The 21737-nt window shown below is 63.3% G+C and carries 24 protein-coding genes and 4 tRNA genes; 16 read left to right on the top strand and 12 right to left on the bottom strand.

The window, feature by feature from the left end; genetic code table 11:
• The first annotated feature begins 23 nt into the window (after positions 1 to 23).
• The 5 genes from hrcA to greB all read left to right on the top strand — a co-directional run bounded on the left by hrcA (position 24) and on the right by greB (position 2105).
• Positions 24 to 1031: a heat-inducible transcriptional repressor HrcA gene (hrcA, locus tag ACSFBF_RS10095; RefSeq protein WP_093059694.1), complete on the top strand. Its 1008-nt coding sequence runs from the start codon at positions 24 to 26 to the stop codon at positions 1029 to 1031.
• A 31-nt stretch (positions 1032 to 1062) separates the two neighbouring features.
• Positions 1063 to 1139, top strand: a tRNA-Ile gene (locus ACSFBF_RS10100).
• A 62-nt stretch (positions 1140 to 1201) separates the two neighbouring features.
• A tRNA-Arg gene (locus ACSFBF_RS10105) sits at positions 1202 to 1278 on the top strand.
• A 117-nt stretch (positions 1279 to 1395) separates the two neighbouring features.
• Positions 1396 to 1472: transfer RNA gene (locus ACSFBF_RS10110), tRNA-Arg, on the top strand.
• A gap of 57 nt (positions 1473 to 1529) precedes the next feature.
• On the top strand, positions 1530 to 2105 hold the full coding sequence (greB, locus tag ACSFBF_RS10115; RefSeq protein WP_435466490.1) for a transcription elongation factor GreB: 576 nt from the start codon (positions 1530 to 1532) through the stop codon (positions 2103 to 2105).
• A 7-nt stretch (positions 2106 to 2112) separates the two neighbouring features.
• Here greB and ACSFBF_RS10120 read toward each other — a convergent pair whose 3' ends face one another.
• The 4 genes from ACSFBF_RS10120 to ACSFBF_RS10135 form a co-directional block, all read right to left on the bottom strand.
• Complete coding sequence (locus ACSFBF_RS10120; RefSeq protein ID WP_435466492.1) at positions 2113 to 4368, bottom strand: RelA/SpoT family protein; 2256 nt, start codon at positions 4366 to 4368, stop codon at positions 2113 to 2115.
• A 93-nt stretch (positions 4369 to 4461) separates the two neighbouring features.
• Positions 4462 to 4665, bottom strand: a complete 204-nt coding sequence (gene rpoZ, locus ACSFBF_RS10125) for a DNA-directed RNA polymerase subunit omega (protein ID WP_007835875.1) — start codon at positions 4663 to 4665, stop codon at positions 4462 to 4464.
• A 40-nt stretch (positions 4666 to 4705) separates the two neighbouring features.
• Positions 4706 to 5326, bottom strand: a complete 621-nt coding sequence (gene gmk, locus ACSFBF_RS10130; RefSeq protein ID WP_093059689.1) for a guanylate kinase — start codon at positions 5324 to 5326, stop codon at positions 4706 to 4708.
• A gap of 14 nt (positions 5327 to 5340) precedes the next feature.
• A complete protein-coding gene (locus ACSFBF_RS10135; RefSeq protein ID WP_435459249.1) occupies positions 5341 to 6264 on the bottom strand; it encodes a YicC/YloC family endoribonuclease in 924 nt (307 codons plus the stop codon).
• A gap of 91 nt (positions 6265 to 6355) precedes the next feature.
• Between ACSFBF_RS10135 and ACSFBF_RS10140 the strand changes: the two genes are divergently transcribed.
• From ACSFBF_RS10140 to ACSFBF_RS10165, 6 genes are all read left to right on the top strand, one after another.
• Positions 6356 to 7363: a serine/threonine protein kinase gene (locus tag ACSFBF_RS10140; RefSeq protein WP_042673779.1), complete on the top strand. Its 1008-nt coding sequence runs from the start codon at positions 6356 to 6358 to the stop codon at positions 7361 to 7363.
• Between the two features lie 4 nt (positions 7364 to 7367).
• On the top strand, positions 7368 to 8276 hold the full coding sequence (locus tag ACSFBF_RS10145) for a PP2C family protein-serine/threonine phosphatase (protein WP_093059685.1): 909 nt from the start codon (positions 7368 to 7370) through the stop codon (positions 8274 to 8276).
• A 46-nt stretch (positions 8277 to 8322) separates the two neighbouring features.
• Positions 8323 to 9057: a ribonuclease PH gene (gene rph, locus ACSFBF_RS10150; protein WP_258353088.1), complete on the top strand. Its 735-nt coding sequence runs from the start codon at positions 8323 to 8325 to the stop codon at positions 9055 to 9057.
• A 53-nt stretch (positions 9058 to 9110) separates the two neighbouring features.
• Complete coding sequence (locus ACSFBF_RS10155; protein WP_435466495.1) at positions 9111 to 9710, top strand: non-canonical purine NTP pyrophosphatase; 600 nt, start codon at positions 9111 to 9113, stop codon at positions 9708 to 9710.
• Positions 9710 to 10972 carry a radical SAM family heme chaperone HemW gene (gene hemW, locus ACSFBF_RS10160; protein ID WP_435466497.1) on the top strand — a complete coding sequence of 421 codons (1263 nt, stop codon included), beginning with the start codon at positions 9710 to 9712 and terminating at the stop codon, positions 10970 to 10972. The genes ACSFBF_RS10155 and hemW overlap by 1 nt, the downstream gene beginning before the upstream one ends.
• Before the next feature lie 32 nt (positions 10973 to 11004).
• Positions 11005 to 11092: transfer RNA gene (locus tag ACSFBF_RS10165), tRNA-Ser, on the top strand.
• A gap of 718 nt (positions 11093 to 11810) precedes the next feature.
• On the opposite strand, the gene ACSFBF_RS10175 is transcribed toward ACSFBF_RS10165, so the two are convergent.
• The 3 genes from ACSFBF_RS10175 to ACSFBF_RS10185 all read right to left on the bottom strand — a co-directional run bounded on the left by ACSFBF_RS10175 (position 11811) and on the right by ACSFBF_RS10185 (position 13657).
• Entirely contained in the window at positions 11811 to 12845 is a 1035-nt protein-coding gene (locus ACSFBF_RS10175; RefSeq protein ID WP_435466501.1) for a ParA family protein, read from the bottom strand.
• 71 nt (positions 12846 to 12916) lie between these two features.
• Complete coding sequence (locus tag ACSFBF_RS10180) at positions 12917 to 13195, bottom strand: hypothetical protein (protein WP_435466503.1); 279 nt, start codon at positions 13193 to 13195, stop codon at positions 12917 to 12919.
• Positions 13196 to 13426: 231 nt separating this feature from the next.
• A complete protein-coding gene (locus tag ACSFBF_RS10185; protein ID WP_435466505.1) occupies positions 13427 to 13657 on the bottom strand; it encodes a helix-turn-helix domain-containing protein in 231 nt (76 codons plus the stop codon).
• 506 nt (positions 13658 to 14163) lie between these two features.
• On the opposite strand from ACSFBF_RS10185, the gene ACSFBF_RS10190 reads away from it, so the two are divergent.
• The 3 genes from ACSFBF_RS10190 (at position 14164) to ACSFBF_RS10200 (ending at position 15702) form a co-directional block, all read left to right on the top strand.
• Entirely contained in the window at positions 14164 to 14700 is a 537-nt protein-coding gene (locus tag ACSFBF_RS10190) for a lysozyme inhibitor LprI family protein (protein WP_435466507.1), read from the top strand.
• A gap of 13 nt (positions 14701 to 14713) precedes the next feature.
• The gene (locus ACSFBF_RS10195) at positions 14714 to 15217 is read left to right on the top strand and encodes a DUF1643 domain-containing protein (protein WP_435466509.1); all 504 of its coding nucleotides are present in this window, start codon (positions 14714 to 14716) and stop codon (positions 15215 to 15217) included.
• A 206-nt stretch (positions 15218 to 15423) separates the two neighbouring features.
• Positions 15424 to 15702: a DUF3892 domain-containing protein gene (locus ACSFBF_RS10200; protein ID WP_093059669.1), complete on the top strand. Its 279-nt coding sequence runs from the start codon at positions 15424 to 15426 to the stop codon at positions 15700 to 15702.
• A gap of 81 nt (positions 15703 to 15783) precedes the next feature.
• On the opposite strand, the gene ACSFBF_RS10205 is transcribed toward ACSFBF_RS10200, so the two are convergent.
• From ACSFBF_RS10205 to ACSFBF_RS10225, 5 genes are all read right to left on the bottom strand, one after another.
• Positions 15784 to 16227 (bottom strand): DUF4124 domain-containing protein, encoded by a 444-nt coding sequence (locus tag ACSFBF_RS10205; RefSeq protein WP_435466511.1) that lies wholly within the window; start codon positions 16225 to 16227, stop codon positions 15784 to 15786.
• Between the two features lie 326 nt (positions 16228 to 16553).
• Positions 16554 to 18467: a DUF927 domain-containing protein gene (locus ACSFBF_RS10210; RefSeq protein WP_435466513.1), complete on the bottom strand. Its 1914-nt coding sequence runs from the start codon at positions 18465 to 18467 to the stop codon at positions 16554 to 16556.
• Positions 18468 to 18619: 152 nt separating this feature from the next.
• The gene (locus ACSFBF_RS10215; protein WP_435466515.1) at positions 18620 to 19147 is read right to left on the bottom strand and encodes a hypothetical protein; all 528 of its coding nucleotides are present in this window, start codon (positions 19145 to 19147) and stop codon (positions 18620 to 18622) included.
• Between the two features lie 26 nt (positions 19148 to 19173).
• Entirely contained in the window at positions 19174 to 19731 is a 558-nt protein-coding gene (locus ACSFBF_RS10220; RefSeq protein ID WP_435466517.1) for a hypothetical protein, read from the bottom strand.
• Entirely contained in the window at positions 19728 to 20018 is a 291-nt protein-coding gene (locus ACSFBF_RS10225; RefSeq protein ID WP_435466519.1) for a helix-turn-helix transcriptional regulator, read from the bottom strand. The genes ACSFBF_RS10220 and ACSFBF_RS10225 overlap by 4 nt, the downstream gene beginning before the upstream one ends.
• Positions 20019 to 20215: 197 nt before the next feature.
• Here ACSFBF_RS10225 and ACSFBF_RS10230 point away from each other — a divergent pair, with 197 nt between their 5' ends.
• The gene (locus ACSFBF_RS10230; RefSeq protein ID WP_435466521.1) at positions 20216 to 20632 is read left to right on the top strand and encodes a hypothetical protein; all 417 of its coding nucleotides are present in this window, start codon (positions 20216 to 20218) and stop codon (positions 20630 to 20632) included.
• Positions 20633 to 20949: 317 nt separating this feature from the next.
• Positions 20950 to 21285, top strand: a complete 336-nt coding sequence (locus ACSFBF_RS10235) for a hypothetical protein (protein ID WP_435466523.1) — start codon at positions 20950 to 20952, stop codon at positions 21283 to 21285.
• The last annotated feature ends 452 nt before the right edge of the window (positions 21286 to 21737 follow it).

Genomic DNA, 21737 nt, shown 5'->3' on the forward strand with positions numbered 1-21737 from the left:
AATTACAACACTAAAATCTTGCAATGCTGGACGACCGTGCCAAGTTGCTGCTCAAGACGCTCGTCGAGCGCTACATCGCCGACGGGCAACCCGTCGGCTCGCGCACGCTGTCGCGTTCCTCGGGGCTCGATCTGTCGCCGGCGACCATCCGCAACGTCATGTCCGACCTCGAGGCGCTGGGACTGATTGCCAGCCCGCACACCTCGGCCGGCCGCATTCCAACGCACCGCGGCTACCGCCTCTTCGTCGACACCATGCTGACCGCGCAGCGCGAGCAGATGAGCACGCCGAGCCTCGCGCCCGACCAGCCTCAGAAGGTGATTGCCAATGCGGCGCACTTGCTGTCGAACCTGTCGCAGTTCGTCGGCGTGGTGATGGCGCCGCGGCGTGCTTCGGTGTTCAAGCAGATCGAATTCCTGAAGCTCTCCGACCGGCGCCTGCTGGTGATCATCGTCTCGCCCGATGGTGACGTGCAGAACCGGGTGATCTTTCCGGAGGCCGATTACTCGCAGTCGCAGCTGGTCGAGGCCTCGAACTACATCAACGCGCACTATGCGGGCCTGACCATCGAGCAGGTGCGCGATCGCCTCCAGTCCGAGGTCGAAAAGCTGCGCGGCGAAATCGCTGCGTTGATGCAGGCCGCGGTGCAGGTCAGCTCCGAAGTGCTAAACGAGGCGCAGGAAGACGACGTCGTGATCTCGGGCGAGCGCAACCTGCTGGCGGTGAGCGATTTCTCCAGCGACATGGGGCAACTGCGCCGTGCCTTCGAACTTTTCGAGCAGAAGGCCCAATTGATGCGTCTGCTCGACGTGTCGAGCAAGGCCGAAGGGGTGCGCATCTTCATTGGCGGTGAAAGCCAGGTGGTGCCCTTCGAGGAGCTCTCCATCGTCAGCGCCAACTACGAGGTCGACGGGCAGGTCGTGGGTACGCTGGGCGTGATCGGGCCGACGCGCATGCCCTACGAACGCATGATCCAGATCGTCGACATCACGTCTCGCCTGGTGAGCAATGCGCTGAGCCATCGCAAGTAGGCGCTGCGGCGCGAATAGAATCGTGCCGAGTGGGCCGTTAGCTCAGTTGGTTAGAGCAGCGGACTCATAATCCGTTGGTCGATGGTTCAAGCCCATCACGGCCTACCACCACTTCTTGTTTTTGCCCGTTTTCGGAACGAGCCCCAGAACAGGCTATAATCGAAGGCTTAGCGGCTGTAGCTCAGTTGGATAGAGTACTTGGCTACGAACCAAGGGGTCGTGGGTTCAATTCCTGCCAGCCGCACCATCTCCAAAAATGCCCGGAAGATTCATCTTTCGGGCATTTTTCTTTTGTGCCTTCGCGTGGATTCGGCTGGGCAAATGCAAAAAGGGTCGAAGAAAGCGGGCTATAATTGCAAGCTGTGCGGCTGTAGCTCAGTTGGATAGAGTACTTGGCTACGAACCAAGGGGTCGTGGGTTCAATTCCTGCCAGCCGCACCACAACAAGAAAAGCTCGCAACGAAAGTTGCGGGCTTTTTTCATTTGGAGGATTCTGCTTTGAGCAAGGCATTCACCAAGGAAACAGACTCCGACGGAGATGACGACGGCGCTGATGGCGCTTTGCCTCCGTTGCCCGCAGGCAGCAAGAACTACATCACTCCCGAAGGCTACGCGCGCCTGCGCGACGAGCTGCTGCAGCTGATGGACGAGGAGCGGCCGAAGATCGTCGAGACCGTGCACTGGGCAGCCAAAAATGGTGACCGCTCCGAGAACGGCGACTACCTCTACGGCAAGAAGCGCCTGCGCGAGATCGATCGCCGCATCCGTTTTCTCACCAAGCGCCTCGAAATCGCGGAGGTCACCGATCCTTCGGTGCACCACGGTCGCGATCAGATCTTTTTCGGCGCCACCGTTCGCTATGTCGACGAAGCGGGCGACGAGCGCAGCGTCACGATCCTCGGTATCGACGAAGCTGAGAGCGCGAAGTCGCAGGTCAGCTGGATTTCGCCGATTGCTCGGGCGCTGCTCAAGTCGCGCGAAGGCGATGTGGTGAAGCTCGTGACACCGGGCGGGGCGCACGAGGTCGAGATACTGTCCGTGAGCTATCCGGCGCCGCGCCCAGCCGCGGCGTAACGGCGCCTCAGGGGGCGGGAACCGTCCTGGATGCGGTCAGTACCGACGCGGTACGCCGGGCAGCGCGCAACACGGCATCCAGATGCGTGCGGTCGCGCACGGCGATCACGAAGCGCAGGTCGGTCGAATCCTGCGGAGTTTCGTCGGCCATTTCCACATGCGTGATGTCTGCTTCCGCATCGGCCAGCGTGGCCGCGACCCGCGCCAGCACGCCCTTGTCGTTGCGCACGGTGATGACCACGCCAGTCTCGAAGGCGCGCGTGGGTTCGTCTGCCCACTCGACGGCGAAGAAGCGTTCGCTGTCTTTATGGCGCAGCCGCTGGCCGACACCACAGTCTTCCGTGTGCACCACCAGGCCTTCGCCATGGCCGAGGTAGCCGACGATCTGGTCGCCCGGAATCGGCCGGCAGCAGAGCGCAAAGCGCACCGACGAGTTCTCGCTGCCGTCCAGCGTGACCGCGCCCTGCGACACGGTTTCGTGCGAGATGAAGCGCTCGCGGCTCAGCAGCAGCGCGTCGGGCCGTTCGCCCAGTTCGGAGAGCATTGCCACCAGCCGCTTCGCGACGATGCTGGCAATGCGCTTGCCCAGGCCGATGTCGGTCAGCAGTTCGGAGCGGGTGCGGTTGCCGGTGAAGCGCAGCAGCTTTTCCCACAGCGCCTGGTGTTCCTCGTCTTCCTCGGGCAGCTTGCTCAGGCCTTCGGCGCGCAGCGCTTGTGCGAGCAGCTTTTCGCCCAGGCCTTCGGACTCGGCGTGCGCCAGGGTCTTCAGATAGTGACGGATCTTGGAGCGCGCCCGGCCCGTTCGCACGAAGCCCAGCCAGGCCGGATTGGGCGTCGACACCGGCGCGGTGATCACTTCGACCACGTCGCCGTTCTTGAGCTCAGTGCGCAGCGGCACCTGGTCGCCGTTGATGCGCGCGGCCGAGGTGTGGTCGCCGATGTTGCTGTGAATGGCGTAGGCAAAGTCGACCACCGTGGCGCCGCGGGGCAGCGCCATGATCTGGCTCTTGGGCGTGAACACATATACCGCGTCAGGAAACAGGTCGACCTTGACGTGATCCCAGAACTCGGCGGCGTCGCGCGTTTCATCCTGGATGTCGAGCAGCGACTGCAGCCACTTGGTGCCCAGACGGTCGTTGCTTGCTGCGTTCGGCTCAGCCGCCTTGTACAGCCAGTGCGCGGCCACGCCCGATTCGGCCACCACATGCATTGCCTCGGTCCGAAGCTGGAACTCGACGCTCACGCCGGCCGGACCGACGAGCGTGGTGTGCAGCGACTGGTAGCCGTTGAGCTTGGCGATCGCGATGTGGTCCTTGAACTTGCCCGGCAGGGGCTTGTACATCTGGTGCAGGATGCCCAGGCCGGTGTAGCAGGCGATCACGTTCGGCACGATCAGGCGGAAGCCGTAGATGTCGGTCACCTGGGCGAAGCTCAGGTGCTTTTCTTCCATCTTGCGATAGATCGAATAGAGCGTTTTCTCGCGCCCCGCGATCCGCAGCGTCATGTTGGCTGCGGCAAAGGCGGTTTCGACCTCGCGCTGCACCTTCTGGATCAGGTCGCGGCGTCGGCCACGCGCCTTGGCCACGGCCTTCGACAGCGTGGCATAACGCCACGGTTTCAGGTGCCGGAACGACAGCTCCTGCAGCTCGCGGTAGGTCTGGTTCAGCCCGAGACGATGCGCGATGGGCGCGTAAATCTCCAGCGTTTCGCGCGAGATGCGGCCCCACTTTTCACGCGGCGCATCGGCCAGCGTGCGCATGTTGTGCGTGCGGTCCGCCAGCTTGACCAGGATGACGCGCACATCGCGCGCCATGGCCAGCAGCATCTTGCGGAACGACTCGGCCTGGTTTTCTTCGCGCGTGTTGAACTGCAGCTTGTCGAGCTTGGTGAGCCCGTCGACCAGTTCGGCGACCGGGGCGCCAAAGCGCTCGATGAGTTCGGGCTTGGTGACGCCGCAGTCTTCGATGGCATCGTGGAGCAGGGCGGCCATCAGCGCCTGCGCATCGAGCTTCCACTCGGCGCATTGCGCCGCCACGGCGATGGGGTGGGTGATGTACGGTTCGCCGCTGTTGCGCAGCTGTCCAAGATGGGCCTCGTCGGCGAAGCGGTAGGCGCGGCGGACCAATTCGGTATCTTCTGCGCTCAGGTAGTCGAGGCGCGCGGTCAATGCTGCAAAGCTTGCGGCGGCCGCATTCAGCGCCGCCGGACTCGGCTTCGGCGTGCCCTTGGGGGCATGGGACTGAGATTTGGCTACCGCGCTCATGGCTACCACTTTAGCGTGACCGCTGTATGGACGCGTTCAGACATAAAAAAAGCACCGCTTTGCGGTGCCTTTTCGTTGCAGGGCTGCGTCAGATCAGCCCGGCACCTTCTTGAGCATTTCGAGGCCGATCTTGCCTTCGGCGATTTCGCGCAGGGCGGTCACGGCGGGCTTGTTCTTGCTCTCGATCTTCGGGGCATGGCCCTGGCTCAGCATGCGCGCACGGTACGTGGCGGCCAGGACGAGCTGGAAACGGTTCGGAATATTGACGAGACAATCTTCGACGGTGATGCGGGCCATGATGAGAATCTTTCTGTCTGTGAGCGGATGAACTCGGATATCAGGGGATGTTCAGGGCGGCGAATGTGTCGGCACGTGCACGGCGCTGTGCGGAATACCGGAGCCGCTGAGCGTGGACGATCGCCTTGAGATCGAAAAGCGCGCGCTCAAATAACTCGTTGATTATAACGAAGTCGAATTCCCCCGCCCTGGCCATCTCTTCGGCCGCGTTCTTCAGGCGCAATTCGATGACCGAGGCGCTGTCTTCGCCACGCCGTTCGAGACGGGAGCGCAGTTCTTCCCAGCTGGGCGGCAGGATGAAGATCATGACCGCGTTGGCAAAGGTCTTGCGGATCTGCAGCGCGCCCTGGAAGTCGATTTCGAGGATGACGTCGGCCCCCTGGGCGATCCGCTCCTCGATGGCCCTCTTGGAGGTGCCGTACCGGTGCCCGTGCACATGGGCCCATTCCACGAAGCCGTCCGCCGCGATCAGGGCGTCGAACTCCGTCGGCGAGGCAAAAAAGTACTCGCGACCGTGCTTTTCCTGCCCGCGCGGCGACCGGGTCGTGTGCGAGACCGAGGGCTGCACGGCCGAATCGAGCTCCATGAGTGCCTTGACCAGGCTCGATTTGCCGGCCCCGCTGGGCGCGGCCACCACGAAGATATTGCCGGGGTAATCCATTCTTTCGCTCGTCGTCATTCGATGTTCTGCACCTGCTCGCGCATCTGCTCGATCAGGACCTTCATGTCCACGCCGATGCGCGTGAGCTCCAGTGCCGCCGACTTCGAGCCCAGGGTGTTGGCCTCGCGGTGAAGCTCCTGGATCAGGAAGTCGAGGCGCTTGCCGATTTCGCCGCCTTTCTTGAGCAGCCGCTCGATCTCGTCGAGGTGCGAGTTCAGCCGGGTGAGCTCCTCGGCCACGTCGATGCGGATCGCGAAGGCGGTGGCTTCGGTCAGCGCGCGGTCCTGGGCGGCTTCGGGCAGCGTGCCGCCTGTGCCGGCGGTCAGGCCCATGGCCTCCTGCCAGCGCTCCAGGAAGCGGGTGCGCTGCTGTTCGACCAGCTGCGGCACCAGCGGACCGGCCTGCAGCACCAGGGTACGCAACTGGCCCAGATGGGCTTCGAGCATCTTGGCCAGCCGCGCACCTTCGCGCTGGCGGGCCGACATCAGGCCTTCGAGCGCCTTTCCGGCGACATCGAGCAGGTCGGGGCCCCAATCGCCGCGGGCGGCGCTGTCGCCCCCGGCCAGGCGCAGCACGTCGGCCACGCTCAGGTCGCGCGCGCTCGGCAGCCAGGCCTTGATGCTGTCCTGCACCCCGTTGAGCCGCTGGAGCAGCTTGACGGAGGGCTCGACCACACCGGCCTGGGCCGTGTTCTCGATGGCAGCCCTCACTTCGACCTTGCCGCGCTTGAGCTTGCCCGTGAGCAGCTCGCGCAGCGCGGTTTCATGCTGGCGCAGCTCCTCCGGCAATTTGAAGGTGAGATCGAGGAAGCGGCTGTTGACCGAGCGGATTTCTACCCCGAGCCGGCCCGCGGCGGAAGGCCGTGCCTCGGCTTCGGAGTGGCTGCCTGCGGACCCGTTCTGGCCGCTGGCGTAGCCGGTCATGCTGTAAACTGGCATTGCGCCTCACTGTGGTTTTGCTTGCATGCACCGAGGCGTCGGCACGGCGTTCGCTTGCCGCACCATCGCCTTCGGGCGAAACTCCCGGATTATGTCAAAGGTCAAGCCTACGCCCCTGTTGCCCGATACGGTCATTGGTGGTTACCGCGTTGTACGCCGGCTTTCCGCTGGTGGGTTCGGTGTCGTCTATCTCGCCATCGACCCCAGCGGACAGCAGGTGGCCATCAAGGAATATCTGCCGTCTTCGCTTGCCACGCGGGGGCCTGGCGAGCTCGCGCCGCAGGTGCCGCCGGAGAAGCTGTCACTCTATCGGCTGGGGCTCAAGAGCTTCTTCGAAGAGGGCCGCTCGCTCGCGCAGATCTCGCATGCCTCGGTGGTCAGCGTGCTCAACTTCTTCCGCGAGAACGAGACCGTCTACATGGTCATGAACTACCTGGAGGGCGCGACCCTGCAGGATTTCGTGGTCACGGCGCGCGACCTGAAGAAGCAAAAGGTGTTCCGCGAGTCGACCATCCGCTCGCTGTTCGACGAGATCCTGCGTGGCCTGCGCATCGTCCACCAGTACAAGATGCTGCACCTGGACATCAAGCCAGCCAACATCTTCGTCACCGACGACGACCGTGCCGTGCTGATCGACTTCGGCGCCGCGCGCGAAGTGCTCAGCAAGGAAGGCATCTTCATCCGCCCGATGTACACCCCCGGCTTCGCAGCCCCCGAGATGTACCGGCGCGATTCGTCGATGGGCCCGTGGACCGACATCTATGCCATCGGCGCCTGCATCTACGCCTGCATGCAGGGCTACCCGCCCAATGACGCGCCGCGGCGCATCGAGAAAGACCGGCTCAGCCTGTCGCTGTCGCGCCTGCGGGGCGTGTATTCCGACAACCTGATCGAGGTGGTCGAGTGGTGCATGTCGCTCGACCCGCTGTCGCGCCCGCAATCGGTCTTCGCGCTGCAGAAGGAGCTCAGCCGTGAAGGCGAGCGCCGCTACACCAAGCTCACGGTGGGCGAGAAAGTGCGCCTGTCGATCGACAACATCCGCTCCTTCGACAAGAAGAGCCTGCCCAAGGCTGCTGCGCCCACCACGCGCCCTGCATGACATCATGAAATTCTCCGTCTTCCAGGTCAGCCGCAAGGGCGGACGTCTCAAGAACGAAGACCGCATGGGCTATTGCTACACGCGGGAATCGAGCCTGTTCGTGCTGGCCGACGGCATGGGCGGCCACCCGGAAGGCGAGGTTGCGGCGCAGCTGGCGCTGCAGACCATTGCCGCGCTCTACCAGCGCGAGGCGCGTCCGGTCGTGAAGGACGCGAAGGCCTTCCTGGCCGAGTCGGCCATGGCCGCGCATCAGCAGATCATGCGTTACGCGAGCCACAAGGCCATGCTCGACACGCCGCGCACCACCGTCGTCGCGGCCGTGCTCCAGGGCACGACTGCCACGTGGATGCACTGCGGCGATTCGCGCCTGTACGTCGTGCGCGACGGCCGCCTGCTGGTGCGCACGCGCGACCACTCGCACGCCGAACGCCCCAAGCCGCACGGCTCCGACATGCCCGTCAACCGCAATCTGCTGCTGACCTGCCTCGGTTCGCCGACCACGCCGCTGTTCGATGTCTCGGCGCCGCTGCAGCTGCAGCGCGGCGACCGCATCATGCTGTGCTCCGATGGCGTCTGGGGTGTGCTCGACGATGAACTGATCGTGCACACCCTCTCGTCCGACAAGCCCGTGTCCGACGCCGCTCCCGATCTCGCCGAGATGGCCTTGCGCAAGGGCGGCGCCCACAGCGACAACGTCACGCTGATCGCGCTCGAATGGGAAATGCCCGACAGCACGGGCGACGATCGCAGCGGCGTGTCCACCGAAACCATCGAAGACGGCGTGTTCGCCTCGACCATCCAGGCCGGCATGCCGTCGGACAACGAAATCGACGACCTCGACGAAGACGCCATCGAGCGCTCCATCGCCGAGATCAACGAAGCGATCCGCCGCTCGGCTGCGCGCAAGACCTGAGCGCGCCGTTCGTTCGCTCCCTTTTTCCTCTTTCGAGTCTCAAAAAATGACTGCTTTCACACGAAGCGGCGGCCGTGCCGCCGACCAGCTGCGCCCCGTACGCATTACCCGCGGCTTCACCATCCACGCTGAAGGCTCGGTGCTGATCGAGTTCGGCCAGACCCGGGTGCTGTGCACCGCCTCGGTCGAAGAAAAGGTGCCGCCGCACAAGAAGGGCAGCGGCGAAGGCTGGGTCACCGCCGAATACGGCATGCTGCCGCGCGCCACGCACACCCGCAGCAGCCGCGAGGCGGCCAAGGGCAAGCAGACCGGCCGCACGCAGGAAATCCAGCGCCTCATCGGCCGCTCGATGCGCGCCGTGTTCGACCTCGCCGCCCTCGGCGAGCGCACCATCCACCTCGACTGCGACGTGCTGCAGGCAGATGGCGGCACGCGCACCGCGGCCATCACCGGTGCCTTTGTCGCCGCGCAGGACGCCGTCAACAAGCTGCTGGCCGCAGGTACCCTCAAGGCCTCGCCCATCAAGGGACACGTGGCCGCCATCTCGGTCGGCATCGTCGAAGGCACGCCGCTGCTCGACCTCGAATACACCGAAGACTCCGCCTGCGACACGGACATGAACGTCGTCATGACCGGCGCCGGCCATTTCGTCGAAGTGCAGGGCACGGCCGAAGGCGTGGCCTTCACGCGCGAAGAAATGAACATCCTGCTCGGCCTGGCCGAGAAGGGCATCGGCGAGCTCGTGACCCTGCAACAGCAGGCGCTGCTGCCATCGAACTGACCAACAGCTACTGGCGCTCGTCAATCGGGCGTCACAGCCACTTTTGACTTTTTATGAAACTGGTTCTGGCTTCCAACAACGCAGGCAAGCTCGCCGAACTCCAGCAACTGTTTGCCGAGCTGGCCGTTACCCTGGTGCCGCAGTCGGCACTGGGCGTGGGCGAGGCTGAAGAACCTTTCCGCACCTTCGTCGAGAACGCACTGACCAAGGCGCGCCACGCCAGCGCCGCCACCGGTCTGCCGGCCATCGCCGACGACGCGGGCCTGTGCGTCGATGCCTTCGGTGGCCTGCCGGGCGTCGACACCGCTTTCTACGCCACGCAGTTCGGCTACACCAAGGGCGACGCCAACAACGTGAAGGCGCTGCTCGAACAGCTCGACGGCGTGGCCAATCGACGTGCCGCGCTCGTGAGCACACTGGTCGCGCTGCGCAGCCACGACGACCCCGAGCCGCTCATCGCCGTCGGCCGCGTGGTCGGCGAGATCGCGCCCGCACCCGTTGGCGACAACGGCTTCGGCTTCGACCCCGTCATGTACCTGCCGGCCTTCGGCAAGACCTTTGCCCAGCTGCCGCCAGAAGTGAAGAACGCCAACAGCCACCGCGGCCGCGCGGCGCAGGCCATGCTGGCGTTGATGCGCGAGCGCTGGCTGTAATGGCCACCACCTTCCCGATCCTGCCGGCGCAGCCCACGGGCGCGCCGCAGGCCAACGACGTGCTGCACTGGATGCGGCCCGGTCCGCTGCAACTCAGCGCGCTGCCGCCGCTGTCGCTCTACATCCACCTGCCGTGGTGCCTGCGCAAGTGCCCGTACTGCGACTTCAACTCGCATGAATGGCGCGCGGCGAGCGAGGCCGAGATCGACGGCATTCCCGAAGCGGCGTACATCGACGCGCTGGTGGCCGACCTCGATGCTGCACTGCCGCTCATCTGGGGCCGCACGGTCCACACCATCTTCATCGGCGGCGGCACGCCCAGCCTGTTCTCGCCGCAGGCCATCGACCGCCTGCTGGGCGACGTGCGCGCGCGCCTGAAGCTCACGCCCGACTGCGAGATCACTCTCGAAGCCAACCCCGGCACCTTCGAGCGCAACCGCTTCCGCGCGTACCGCTCGGCCGGCGTCACGCGCCTTTCGGTGGGCGTGCAGAGCTTCAACGACGAGCACCTGAAGGCGCTGGGCCGAGTGCACGACCGCGCGCAGGCCATTGCTGCCCTCGAAGAGGCCGCGAGCACCTTCGACACCTTCAACCTCGACCTGATGTACGCGCTGCCGGGCCAGACCCTGGAAGGCCTCGACGCCGACCTGTCGCAGGCACTGGCGCTCGCGCCGCCGCACATCTCGGTGTACCACCTGACCATCGAACCCAACACATGGTTCGCCAAGTTCCCGCCCACGCTGCCCGAAGACGACATTGCCTACGCCATGCTCGACCGCATCACCGAGCGCACCAGCGCCAACGGCATGTCGCGCTACGAGGTGTCGGCCTATGCCCGCGAGGGACACCAATGCGCGCACAACCTCAACTACTGGCAGTTCGGCGATTACCTGGGTATTGGCGCCGGCGCGCACAGCAAGCTGAGCTTTGCGCACCGCATCGTGCGCCAGGTGCGCTTTCGCGAGCCGCGCCTGTACATGGAGAACGCACGCGCGGGGGCCGCGGTGTCGCAGAGCGACGAAGTGGCGCTGGCCGATCTGCCGTTCGAGTTCATGCTCAATGCGCTGAGGCTGAAGCAAGGCTTCACGCTGCCGCAATTCAGCGAACGTACGGGGCTGGCAATGACGTCGATCCAGCGCGGCCTTGAAGAGGCAGAGCGCAAGGGGCTCGTGGCTCGCGACCTGTTCCGCGTGTGGCCGACCGAACGCGGACTGGATTTTCTGAGCGATCTGCAGGCGATGTTCCTGCCCGATGAAGAGTAGGGGAGCGCCACTGGCATAAAATCCGTGGCTCCGGAGAGTTGGGTGAGTGGTTTAAACCAGCAGTCTTGAAAACTGCCGACGGGAAACCGTCCGTGAGTTCGAATCTCACACTCTCCGCCAGCCATCGATGTCTCTCATCGACGCTCGGCCAGTTCGATATCCTTACCCATCCATGTACCCATCCGTCGGCAGTGCGACTGGGTGGCACTTAATGATGGCTTTCGCGGCACTCACCAAGGCTTAGCGACACCGAACGTGGAAACCAAATGGTCTGCCATGCCACTATCGGTAATCCTCACTATGTGCGAAAGAAATTGGTCTACGGATCTGAGCGCGCTGATGTTTAGTCGGCCGGGCGCATTGCGATCCCGCGCCCAGACAATATTCGTTGGAATGGAGAAGCCGTGAGCAAAGCTGTGGCGAATTTTCAGAATCTCGTCGAGTCGGTCGCGAGTCTGAGGGCCACTCAAACCCCCACTTGGCCATTGCCAATCGTTGATTGGGTCATAGCCAGTATGGGTAGCTAGAAGTCGTCGGGAGTTCTCTGCATTTGGTGTATTAAAGCGGCTAATCTCTGCGTTGCTGATCTGCGTAAGTAGCGACAATATTGCCGCCGTACGCACGTGTGTCGGATCAGCAAGGGTAAGTTGCACCTCCCTAACGAGGCGCTCTAGGTAGGCCTCCCATGACGCAACGAGCATGGCTAGCGCTGCATGCAGGCATGACGCACGGTGCGCGGATGCGGTGGCGGCTACTACCGGGGTGACAGCGCCCGCGACGATTAGTAATCGTGCAGCCTCCCTCGCCCGCAGGAAATCTGCTCGCGCCCTGGAGGTCATCAGAGTCTCGCGACAAAGGTCCGTAGCGCTTGGGTGTAGCGAGCTAGTGGTTCTGGATTGATCTGTACACGATCGCCCGCTACGTCATGCGGGCCCGCCTTTAGTCGATGTATAGGCACGCCGTTGGCGGCCGCCACAATCGAAGCGCCGTGATAGTCTGGAATGTTGATTACTTCACTACTCGGCAGCTTGGTGGGAAACGTGAAAAGAGCTCGATTCTTCTTGTGGATGCCGTCAATCGTTGACTTGATGGTCTTGCTCAAGGCCTCAAAGGCTTTGCTCGGCTTCCCGTCATAGAGGGTTTGCCTGTTGCTCACCAACGTATGCACTTTGGGCGTACTAACATTTTCCTCGCGCGCCTTTTGTGCGAAGCTAAGTTTTGCGTAGCCGGACATCCGCGCATCGCCAACGCCATACAGCAGGGCGATAACGTTCTCTATGCCGCGACGCGAGCTGTCGTCTGCGGTGTATGGAATAACGAGTGAATCAGAGGCAACGAGTGCTTGCTGCGTATAAATTGCAAAGCTTGGGTTGCAGTCGATTACGAAAGTCGCATTACGAGGCGCCGATCTATCCTCAAGTGCGATGCAGAGATCGCGAATCCAATTTTGCGTTTTAGCCCATGCGTCGTTCGGAAGCGCTAACTGAGAGGCTTGCCGCATGGGTTCTGAGAGAAGTTCCAACAGGTTGTCGCCGCATATTAGGTATAGATTCTTCGGGATAAAGCCGTTGAACTTGCTTGGCTGTGAGACGAAGCTCTCAACGTCATCAATCATCCTGAATGGCGAGCTTAGTCGCTCCTCCAGGTAACCTGCGATAGTCCGTCTGGGAGTTTCTGCCAACAGTTTCGACATTGGCCTGGGGCTGGTCCGAAGACCTCCAAGTAAAGTTTCCGATACGTTAGCCTGCGGGCACAGGTCGATAACATAGATATCGGTGTCGGGATGACGGTATGCGTACTCGCAAGCAGCAATAAAGCATAAGAAGCTTTTGCCGACGCCGCCTTTGTTGTTCCAGAATGAGTAAGAGTTCATTTTTCTTTCGGTGAGGCGCCGATGGGGCCTCTGGAATCCTTCATCGAGGTTCCACGCACGCCCTGCTTGGGCTATTCGTCGGCAAGGACAATGTGTTCCCGCCGCAGCAGCGCAACATCGGACTCACTCAATTCCTTGTCACAGTCTTCGACAAACGTGTCTAAGAGCGGCGGATTCTTGATGGTGTGGGTGGGATCAAACTCTCTGTTCGGAATTCGAGCGCTCTTGCTAAGGTAGCGCACCCGCGTTCGCCCTTCAGGATCAATTTCAAGGTCGGTGACCTTGCGAAGTTGGCCTGCTGCCGTGGTATAGAAGCCGCCGCTGTGAACTTGCGCTGAGGTGATGGCCATAGTTGTGGTTCGAAGTAAAAAGCCGGTTTGCGTTAGAACGAATCGTGCGGGGCTAAAACCGACACGGTATGGGTCGAATCTCCTATTGGCATGGCGTTGACGATCGAGTTTGCGTGATTCATCGCGTTGGCGCGTCTCTTCCAGTACCTGCAAAGAAGTCTGAACGCGGATCGGCGTCCGCGTACTTTTTCGAGGCTTATGAAGGTTTCTGCCATGCAGTTTCGTCTTCTTCTAGATGATTTGATCGATAAGCGAAGAAGGCGATGCACCAATCGCCTTGCACACGGCGACGAACTCGACTACATCCAGCTGGCGCTCCCCGTTCTCGTACTTTGACACGAACGATTGAGGGCGCTTCACGCACTCGGCCACCTGAAGCTGCGTTAACCCTGCGTCAGCCCGTGCCTGTGCGAGAAGCTGTCGAAGCTTCTTATATGGGGGAGATTGCAGACCGCGCGACACGCGAGCGAACGTACATCCCGTTTTAGAATATCCCAATTTGGGATTTGATGCTCGGAGTTTTTAGTAATCAGATAGGAGTGAGAATGGCATTTCGTGCAATTGCTGGGTGCATCGGCACCGTCGTAGTCCTAGCGCTCAGCGCGTGTTCGCCGGAGGGCGCTACTCCTGGCTCTCTGCCGGCTCCGATGTCGGCGGCATCAGGTTCTCCGGCTGACCGTGCCGGCTGTTCCTCCCCCGACGCGAAGGAGCTCATCGAGCAGCTTGTGTGGGAGGGCGTTGGGAAGGCTGTCGCGTGGAAGGTTTTCCCCGACCGTGTACCCGATGTGACTGCGGCGGGCAAGGCCCATTTCAGGATCGCCCTGCAAGGTGTCGCTACCATCCCCGGTCAGAACGGTGGCCGCCCGACCTGCGAGGCGACTATCGTGGCCGCGGACGCGGACGCGCACGACCTCGATCCGAACGACGGATGGCTGCAGAGTGCGGCTCGGACGGACGCGAGCGTCAGGGTGCAAGGGCCGAACCTGCAGGGCAGCGTGCAGTACACCGTGCAGCCCTCGGACGAAGGGCAGAGCATCCGCGTGTCGGCCTCCGGCATCGACCCCTTCGCCCTCGCGCTCGCCGGCTTCAGCGTCGGGTTCAGCAACAGCGAGCTATATGCCCGACGCGAGGCCGAGAAGGCGGCGCAGGCCGGCGGCGTGACGGGGCCTACCGCTATCCCCTTACCGTCCAGCACCGGCGCGCTGGCAGGCACCACGACCCCCGAGCAGCAGACCAGCGGAGAAGATCGGTACGCGGCGGCCGACAAGGCACTGAACGTCGCTTATGCTGCGGCGCGCGCCCGGCTAGATGACGCCGGGAAGACCGCCCTGCGCGACGAGCAGCGTGGCTGGATTACTACTCGTGACGCAACATGCAGCGAAGCCAAGATCGCGGCCGAGAGTGGCGGTGACGTGGCCGGTGGTTCCGCCATGGCGCTCGAAGTCGCCGGCTGCAAGGCGAAGCTCACAGAGGCCCGCGCGAAGCAGCTCGCGGCCAAGGGCTGACCGAGGCCACGCCATGCTCTACGACATCTACTCGAACGACGAGAACGACCAGTGGCGCTACCTGCTGGGCCGCGCGGGCCGACGCACGCTGGTGACGGTCGGCCTGAACCCCTCGACGGCCACGCAGGAGCGCAGCGACCCCACGGTGGCGCGCGTGGACGAGGTCGCGCGACGGAACGGCTTCGAGGGATTCGTGATGACGAACCTCTACCCGATCAGGGCGACGGACTACCGTACCCTGCCGGCCAGGATGAACAGGGTCGCCTTCGACCGGAACCTCACCGCTATCGAGGAGGTGGTGGCCGCGCAGGCCGAGCCCGTGATCTGGGCCGCGTGGGGCGCGCCGGTCGTGCATCACGCCTACTTCCTGCGGGCGCGCGACGAGCTGTACCGGCGCTTGGCCCGATTCGAGCCGCGGTGGCTGCGATTCGGCGAGCTGACGGCGACGGGGCACCCGCGGCACGCGAGCCGCTTGGACTACGGCTGGACCTTCGCCCCCTACGACATCATCGATTGATTCGAGGATATGCGCCGCTGTTGAGTGTGAATACCAACGCTGTCACTTCACGCGCGTTCATCCAGGACCGAATGACATCGCTCGGCCAACTAAGGCGAAGACCGCCGGCCATCCACCCTAATGTGTTTATGGGATGGGCGCTGCCCCAAGTAGTAGTCAAAGTCGCCGCGGCCTCAATCCGAGGTTGGAGCGTCGAGGAGCACAACATGAGCGATGTCCGAATCACCTGCATAACAAAGTCCGCCACGAATGGCGGCTATGAGCACATCACGCACGTAGGTAGTCCGCAGTTCACGAGGAATTGGACCGTAGCGGAAGTGATCGCCAGCATTGACGCAGCGACCAACACGTTCTTTGTCCAAGCCAGCAACGGCAAGCGCGCGGATGTCGGCGTGGTCCGCGAAGCCGGTAAGCGGCCGTACATTCGCACTCATGCGGACGGGTACTACAACGATAATTTGCTTGCACTGTCCGCTTGCGCTTAGCAGCGCGATAGTCCCCACCATAAAGGCGCGAACCGGGGGACGCTTATCCCGCAGAACCGGGCTTGGCCTGCGAGACGGCAGCTAGCACTTCAGGTCGAAGTAGCGCTTGCGCGTTTGGTACAGGTCCACGTCGGCCTTGGCCTTCGACGCGCCGGTTTCGCGCTGCGTCGCTGCCTCCAGTTCGGGCAGTCGGGCATCCAGTTGTCGGCACTCCCCTTGATCCCGTGCTGGCAGCTTGATTCTCTGGCGCATCACGTCCATCTGATCGCGTGACTTTCCAGTCAGGGGACGGAGCGCGTCGTCGAAGGCGTGGTTGAGTTCCGTGCGCTGCACGTCGTTGCCCTTCCGCGACTTGCCCGACATCTGATCGACGCCTTGATTCGGCGTCGCGTCGATCACCTTTGCGCCGACGCACGGCGAGTCCGAGTAGCTGACCTTGCCTGCGGTCTCGCATCGGTACACAGGCGGCGCGGCCGACGCGGAGAGGGCGGCCAGCAGCAGGAAGAGAGTGAGTAAGAGGCGCATGACGAGGGGGCTTGTGCTGTGCCCCAATTCTTACCGAGGTAGTTCTCGCACAGGTGACCGTGCCCCACTGGGGCGGTGGGTGCCGACGGCGCGTCGCGTTGCATCTGCGCGAGGTTGTCTGGCAAGAGCAATTAGCTTGTGGGGCCCGCGTGCTACCCATCAGACCCGAGGGCGGGGATTCGCCTGTTCCCGAACGGTACGCTGGGAAGTCCTTTCACAGCCTATCGCACGGCGCCGATACGCGAAGCGGTGGGGCGCGGGGATGGTGGGGCGGACTTTGGACGTCGCCATCACCACCTGCCCCACCGTCACCACCGCCCTGATGACTACGCCAGCGCGTCGTCCGCTTCGTCAGCCCACAGCTTGTTGGTGATCACATACACGCGGCGGCGCTCATGTAGGCCGCCGAGGTTGCGGTACAGGGTGTAGCGCGTTTTCCCGCCTTCCTCCCCGGTCTGCATGCACCCCGCCGCGACAAGGACGCGGCAGACCAACATCGTGTCAAACCCCGCAAAGATCTCGCGCCGGAACACGAGAGGATCGATGAGATATTCGCGCTCGTCACCTTCGAAGCGTTTGCGCCAGCCGGCGCGGTTGTGAACAAGCTTCGAGCGCTGTGGCGCGTCGAACACGACCGCCCGCGCGTCGAGGTCCACGAAGCGGCCGTCCTCGTGGCGGGAGATGAACTCGCGCAGCTTGTCCAGGACCACCTTCGGCTCAGTATCCCCCAACGTGCCACGCGCGTTCAGCCATTCGCCGAAGCAGCGCACGATCGCAGCGCGCGCCTCGCCAGGCTGCCAGCCCGTCAGCCCCCACGACGTAGCAAGTTCCCCAGCCAGAGCTTTCAGGGCGAAGCGCTCGCAGACGCGATGGGCCTGCCCGCCCAACGCCCGGCCATCGCCGAAGACCCGCACGCACTCGGCCAGGAATTCCTGGGTGCCCGAGGCCACAAGATCGCGCAGCCCGCTCTGATTGGCGGCGCAGCGGCGGATGAACTCGACCCCGACCTCGCCATACGCCTCGGTGCAGCCCGCCGCGATCGTGTCGGACAGTGCCGCGCCGCTAGCGTGGCCGTGCAGCACATCGAAGATGCCGTGGCCCTGGCCTGCGTCGGCCTGCAGTTCGGCGAGGCGCACCTCCTGCCCAGCCCGGACCGATTTACCCGCTACCGCCATATGCTGGCTCAGCCCGACTTCGCCAGTGCTCAGATAGAGAAGTCGCCAGCTCTGGCGGCGTGCAGCGGCGCCAGACTTTATCGCGCGTTGCTTGCCTTGGCCGTTGCCCAGCATGTAGCTACTCTCCCCAACCTCGCGCGGATCGACCTGCCCTATCTCGTCCAAGATCAGCAGGGCACAGTTGTGCCGCGCGGCGATGGCCTCCAGCCCGTTGAGGGTCGAGCGCCACGGTTGCATGTAATCGGGACCACCGCAGGCCGAGCCGGCCGTCTTCGCCGCCCGGGTCTTGCCAGTGCTCGAACGGCCGGTGAGGTGCAGCCCGCCGCCATCGACTCGGCTGAACGGTAGCAGGGTCGCCGCGAATGCCATCGAGCACACCAGTAGCAGTCGGGAATTGCCAGAGCAGTACCGACCGACGCGCACCTTCCAGTCCTCCACCGTGCCGGCACTGGCACGGGATCCGGGAACGCGCTCCAGCGACAGCACCATCTCCGATTCGTCGGGGGTGCTTCCGATAGTCACGTGGGGCATGACATACGCCATCGCGCCCTCCGGGCCATGCCAGCCAGTGCACGGCACGATGGTGATTCGTCTTTCAGGTCGCTCGGACGCGAGGTAGTCGAGCAACTGATTGCGCGCACGCGGGCCGGGTTCGGTCATGAGGCCGCCGCTTGCCAAGGCCCGGGAGACCTCCAAGCCGTCGCCTTGCAACGCGGCGAGTTGGATCACTTGCCGGTGCTCGTTGCCGTCGGGGTCATACCAGCGCGCGAGCTTGCCCCACTCCATGCCCTCGCCGCTGCGCACGAGGGCGTCCACGTAGATCGCGTCGCTGACGCGGTTGCGCGCGCCGTCCACCTCGCCCGGCGTGTTCAGGGCAAAGAGGCCATCTTCCGTGTTGTGGAAGCGCTGAGGGGCCAGCTTGCGCGGAGGCTCGGCGGGCGCCTGGACGACAGCGGTGCCTTGCGGTTTGTCGATATGTTGACTGCGTTGGGGTTGCCCCGGCTGCTCGGGGAGGTGGCCCTCGCCATCGCGAGGGCTGTCGGGCGAATGATGGTTCTTGTCCATGGCGTTGGTTCGATCAATTCTTTCCAGTTGGGAGTGCCCCTCGTCGTGCGCGGCGAGAGGCAAGAGGGGCGGTGTGGCCAGCGGGGCGGTGGGGCGGTGGGACGACAGCGCGAACGCGTATCGATTCCGCCGCCCCTGCCTGCTGCCGAGCGTCAGTTCAGGAGCGGCCGGCGCGCGCCGATGGCTTCGGTGACAGCGTCGAGACCGTTCTCTTCGACCAATTGCCACCAGCCGAAGAGGGCTTGGTGGTAGTTGCCCATCAGCATTCCGGTGTCGTTGCAGAGTTCCTGCGCCAGCACGTCGATGGCGTCAACGACCTGGTAGCAGGCCCACATAGCCTTGTTTCTTAGGCTGTCGTCGCCGTTCAACGGCGACATTTCCTCATCGACCCACCCAGGCGTGAAGCGTTCGAAGGCGGTGTCGCCAATGACGAGCCGCGCCTCGTCGCGCATCTGCTGCTGGAGTGCCACGTGGTGGGAGGAGCCGCACTCGCGGGCGAGCTTCGCGTTGTGCAGCTCTGCGATTCGCGCCAAGTGGGACTCCGTCGCGTCGTAGAAGCGCGCGAGAGCATAGGGCCCCTCTTCCTCCAGATCGAAGCGCATGTTTCCGATGCGCGAGAGATCGCGCGGCGGCAGCTTGCGCGTGTCCAGGGCAAAGGCCGATAGGCCGATGCACAGCATTCGGACAGGCACCTGACCGGGCTTGCTCATGCTGCCTCCCGTGCGGCCAGCAGGGCGTTGACCGCCTCGACCCCGTGCGCCTTAACCAACTGCTGCCAGTTGAAGAGGGCCTGGTGGTAATTGCCGATCAGCATGGCCGCGTCGTGATAAAGCTCCCGCGCCAACTGGTCGATGGCGTCCACGGGCCAGTAGCTGGCCCACACCACATCACGCGTGAAGATGTCTTCGCTGTTGATGGACAGCATCTCGTTGCCTACGCGGCCAGGGACGAAGCGCGCGAAGGGAGCGTCGCCGATGACGAGCCGCACAGAGTCGTGCATGCGTATCCGGAGTGCCGCGTGCTCGGGGGAGCGACGCTTGTGCTCGAGCTTGGCGTTGTGCAACTGCGTGATCTCGGCGAGATGCTCCTCCATGGTGAGGTAGAAGTGGGGCACGTCGGCCCATTCATAACCCTTCCAAAGCTCGAACTGCAGCTTTCCCATGGGAGCGCGACTGCGGGCCCGCGACTTGCGCGCGTCGTAATCCACAGTGGTCTTGCCGACGGCCATCACCCGCGTGGCGCCCCAGCGTGCTGCCTTGCTCATGCGGCCTCCCGTTCGGCCAGGAAGGCTTCGACTGCCGCCCGATTCCAGGCGGTCACTCTAGCGCTGAGCTTGATGGATTTTGGGAACTTGCTGGCCGGATTCTTCGAGTGGCGCCAGATCGTCGCGGGGGACCAAGGCACCATCTTGCGCAGCTCGGGTAGGCGTACGTAGCGGGTACCGGATGCGGGCGTGCCGGCTTCGCAGATCGCCGCGGGGCTGATGGACTTCGCCCGCTTGTCCGTGTAGGGAAGAATGCGGGATGCCGGGTGTTTCGATTCGGGATGCATATGTGTTCCAAGTTCGGCTCGCAGGGCGTGTCCATGAAAAGACCGCCTGAAAAATTGCCCTGCTTGAGGACTCACGAGATCTGGATGCACTTTCACCCTCTCAGAATCACAAAAATCAGGGTAATTACCTAGAAAATTTTTGAAGGCAGTCAAGGCGGCTCGCATTCATGCGAGGCCGCTAACTAGCGAAGCGAACCATGTATTCATTCGAACAACGAAAGCTTGTCGTCATCAGGCTGCTGGAGCGAGTCGCGCTCGGGCTGGAGCCGCGACCTGAGGACAAGCCGGGTGAGCCCACCCGGTTCATTCGGCCGATCGAGGTCGATGCCTGCTGCCCGAAGCCGGAGGCCGGGGAGCCGTCTCGTTCCGAGGTGAGGAACGCCGCGGTGCGCGATTCGAACGACCAAGACCACGCCGCTGGGCGCCCGTTCCTAAGCGCTGTTATCGTGGACGAGGACTTCAAGCCCCGCGCGAAGTTCTTCGACGAGATTGAGCGGCTGCGGGGTATTCGCATCTCCCGCGACGAGAGGCAGATCGTCCACAGGGACGAGTACCTAGCCGCAATCGATTACCCATGGGACACTGTGAAGCGCCGAATGCCTAGCGACTGCTGAGGGTGAGGGCTGCTCTTCATCGCCGTAGTGACGGATCGGGCAAGGAGAGGCGATGGGGGCATGGGGAAGAGAGGCAGAGGCTGCGTGGCGGCCACCATCCCCACCATCCCCACCATCCCTATCTCCCCGTGCTGTCGGCGCGGCTGGTGTAAGTCGTGCTGCTGATGGGGGCGTAGATGGGGGGCGTTTCCGACAGCCTAAGACTGCTTGGCGCGCATCGTGCCTTGGCGGCGGGTGCGTCCGCCTTGCCTGCGCGCGGCTACGTTGCCGTGGCGCCGGGCAGAATGGCAGGGTAACAACTCGTCCAGGTGCAAGCGATGTCAGACCCCCTTGAGCAGCAGTTCCATCATGCGATGCTGGGTTTGTATGACGCGGCAGCAGACCTAAAGCCGCCCTTCAGATCTCAACGATTTCTCAATATGGTGCGAGAGCGTGGTGGAAGGGCGGCGGCTGCCCAATTGCTGACTGGGGCGCGTCCATCAGATGGTTTCACGGAGTTGTTCCTGAGAGGCAAGGACAAGCTGAAGCTGACTGTGGAATACCTCGCGCTGCAGGACGAGTGGAAGAGTTTGTTCAGCGAGGAGCAGTTGGCGATCGCTCGCCAGCGATTGATTGAAGTTGAATGTCCACTGCCGGGCGAGACGGCGTCATGACGATTTATCGATTCTTCGCTGAGCGCGTCGAAGGTGTGCTGAAGGTTATTTTCACGCCTCTTTGCATCTGTATGCGTGATGATGCGCGGCGTCTATCGCGCTCAAAGTAAGGGCCCAAGTGAGCCGTCGAGCGTTGGGTCGGGCATCTTGCAATTTCAATGAGGGTCAGCTTTGGCGATGGCATGGGAAGCGAGTCCCGGTGATCGGGCCCTCTATCGGACCTGACGGGCAATTCGGTGGCGCTGGTCATTTCTCGACGTTTCCCGCCGAGTTTTTGAGAACGGCTCCTATAGGGATTGGGGCGCTCGACGCCAGACGCCCTAACGATCGTTCGTTTGCGCCTTCTCGACACACGGGCACTAGAGGATTCGGGCTGTGGCAGGACGCTGTCAGTCGGGATGTACCAGCAGCCTCGTCCAGCATGTGATTGACCTTCATCGTTGGCGTTCGCT

Source organism: Variovorax nivicola (genome assembly GCF_051216475.1).
In the GTDB taxonomy this organism is placed as follows: Bacteria; Pseudomonadota; Gammaproteobacteria; order Burkholderiales; family Burkholderiaceae_C; genus Variovorax.

Excerpts from the sequence above, each read along its gene's own strand:
- ACSFBF_RS10220 (WP_435466517.1), bottom strand. The coding sequence starts at position 19,731 with ATGAGCAAGGCAGCACGCTGGGGCGCCACGCGGGTGATGGCCGTCGGC.
- hemW (WP_435466497.1), top strand. The coding sequence starts at position 9,710 with ATGGCCACCACCTTCCCGATCCTGCCGGCGCAGCCCACGGGCGCGCCG.
- ACSFBF_RS10140 (WP_042673779.1), top strand. The coding sequence starts at position 6,356 with ATGTCAAAGGTCAAGCCTACGCCCCTGTTGCCCGATACGGTCATTGGT.
- ACSFBF_RS10235 (WP_435466523.1), top strand. The coding sequence starts at position 20,950 with ATGTCAGACCCCCTTGAGCAGCAGTTCCATCATGCGATGCTGGGTTTG.
- ACSFBF_RS10145 (WP_093059685.1), top strand. The coding sequence starts at position 7,368 with ATGAAATTCTCCGTCTTCCAGGTCAGCCGCAAGGGCGGACGTCTCAAG.
- ACSFBF_RS10175 (WP_435466501.1), bottom strand. The coding sequence starts at position 12,845 with ATGAACTCTTACTCATTCTGGAACAACAAAGGCGGCGTCGGCAAAAGC.
- ACSFBF_RS10210 (WP_435466513.1), bottom strand. The coding sequence starts at position 18,467 with ATGGACAAGAACCATCATTCGCCCGACAGCCCTCGCGATGGCGAGGGC.
- ACSFBF_RS10205 (WP_435466511.1), bottom strand. The coding sequence starts at position 16,227 with ATGCGCCTCTTACTCACTCTCTTCCTGCTGCTGGCCGCCCTCTCCGCG.
- rph (WP_258353088.1), top strand. The coding sequence starts at position 8,323 with ATGACTGCTTTCACACGAAGCGGCGGCCGTGCCGCCGACCAGCTGCGC.
- ACSFBF_RS10120 (WP_435466492.1), bottom strand. The coding sequence starts at position 4,368 with ATGAGCGCGGTAGCCAAATCTCAGTCCCATGCCCCCAAGGGCACGCCG.
- ACSFBF_RS10155 (WP_435466495.1), top strand. The coding sequence starts at position 9,111 with ATGAAACTGGTTCTGGCTTCCAACAACGCAGGCAAGCTCGCCGAACTC.
- ACSFBF_RS10215 (WP_435466515.1), bottom strand. The coding sequence starts at position 19,147 with ATGCTGTGCATCGGCCTATCGGCCTTTGCCCTGGACACGCGCAAGCTG.
- hrcA (WP_093059694.1), top strand. The coding sequence starts at position 24 with ATGCTGGACGACCGTGCCAAGTTGCTGCTCAAGACGCTCGTCGAGCGC.
- ACSFBF_RS10195 (WP_435466509.1), top strand. The coding sequence starts at position 14,714 with ATGCTCTACGACATCTACTCGAACGACGAGAACGACCAGTGGCGCTAC.
- rpoZ (WP_007835875.1), bottom strand. The coding sequence starts at position 4,665 with ATGGCCCGCATCACCGTCGAAGATTGTCTCGTCAATATTCCGAACCGT.
- ACSFBF_RS10230 (WP_435466521.1), top strand. The coding sequence starts at position 20,216 with ATGTATTCATTCGAACAACGAAAGCTTGTCGTCATCAGGCTGCTGGAG.
- ACSFBF_RS10200 (WP_093059669.1), top strand. The coding sequence starts at position 15,424 with ATGAGCGATGTCCGAATCACCTGCATAACAAAGTCCGCCACGAATGGC.
- ACSFBF_RS10135 (WP_435459249.1), bottom strand. The coding sequence starts at position 6,264 with ATGCCAGTTTACAGCATGACCGGCTACGCCAGCGGCCAGAACGGGTCC.
- ACSFBF_RS10180 (WP_435466503.1), bottom strand. The coding sequence starts at position 13,195 with ATGGCCATCACCTCAGCGCAAGTTCACAGCGGCGGCTTCTATACCACG.
- ACSFBF_RS10225 (WP_435466519.1), bottom strand. The coding sequence starts at position 20,018 with ATGCATCCCGAATCGAAACACCCGGCATCCCGCATTCTTCCCTACACG.
- gmk (WP_093059689.1), bottom strand. The coding sequence starts at position 5,326 with ATGGATTACCCCGGCAATATCTTCGTGGTGGCCGCGCCCAGCGGGGCC.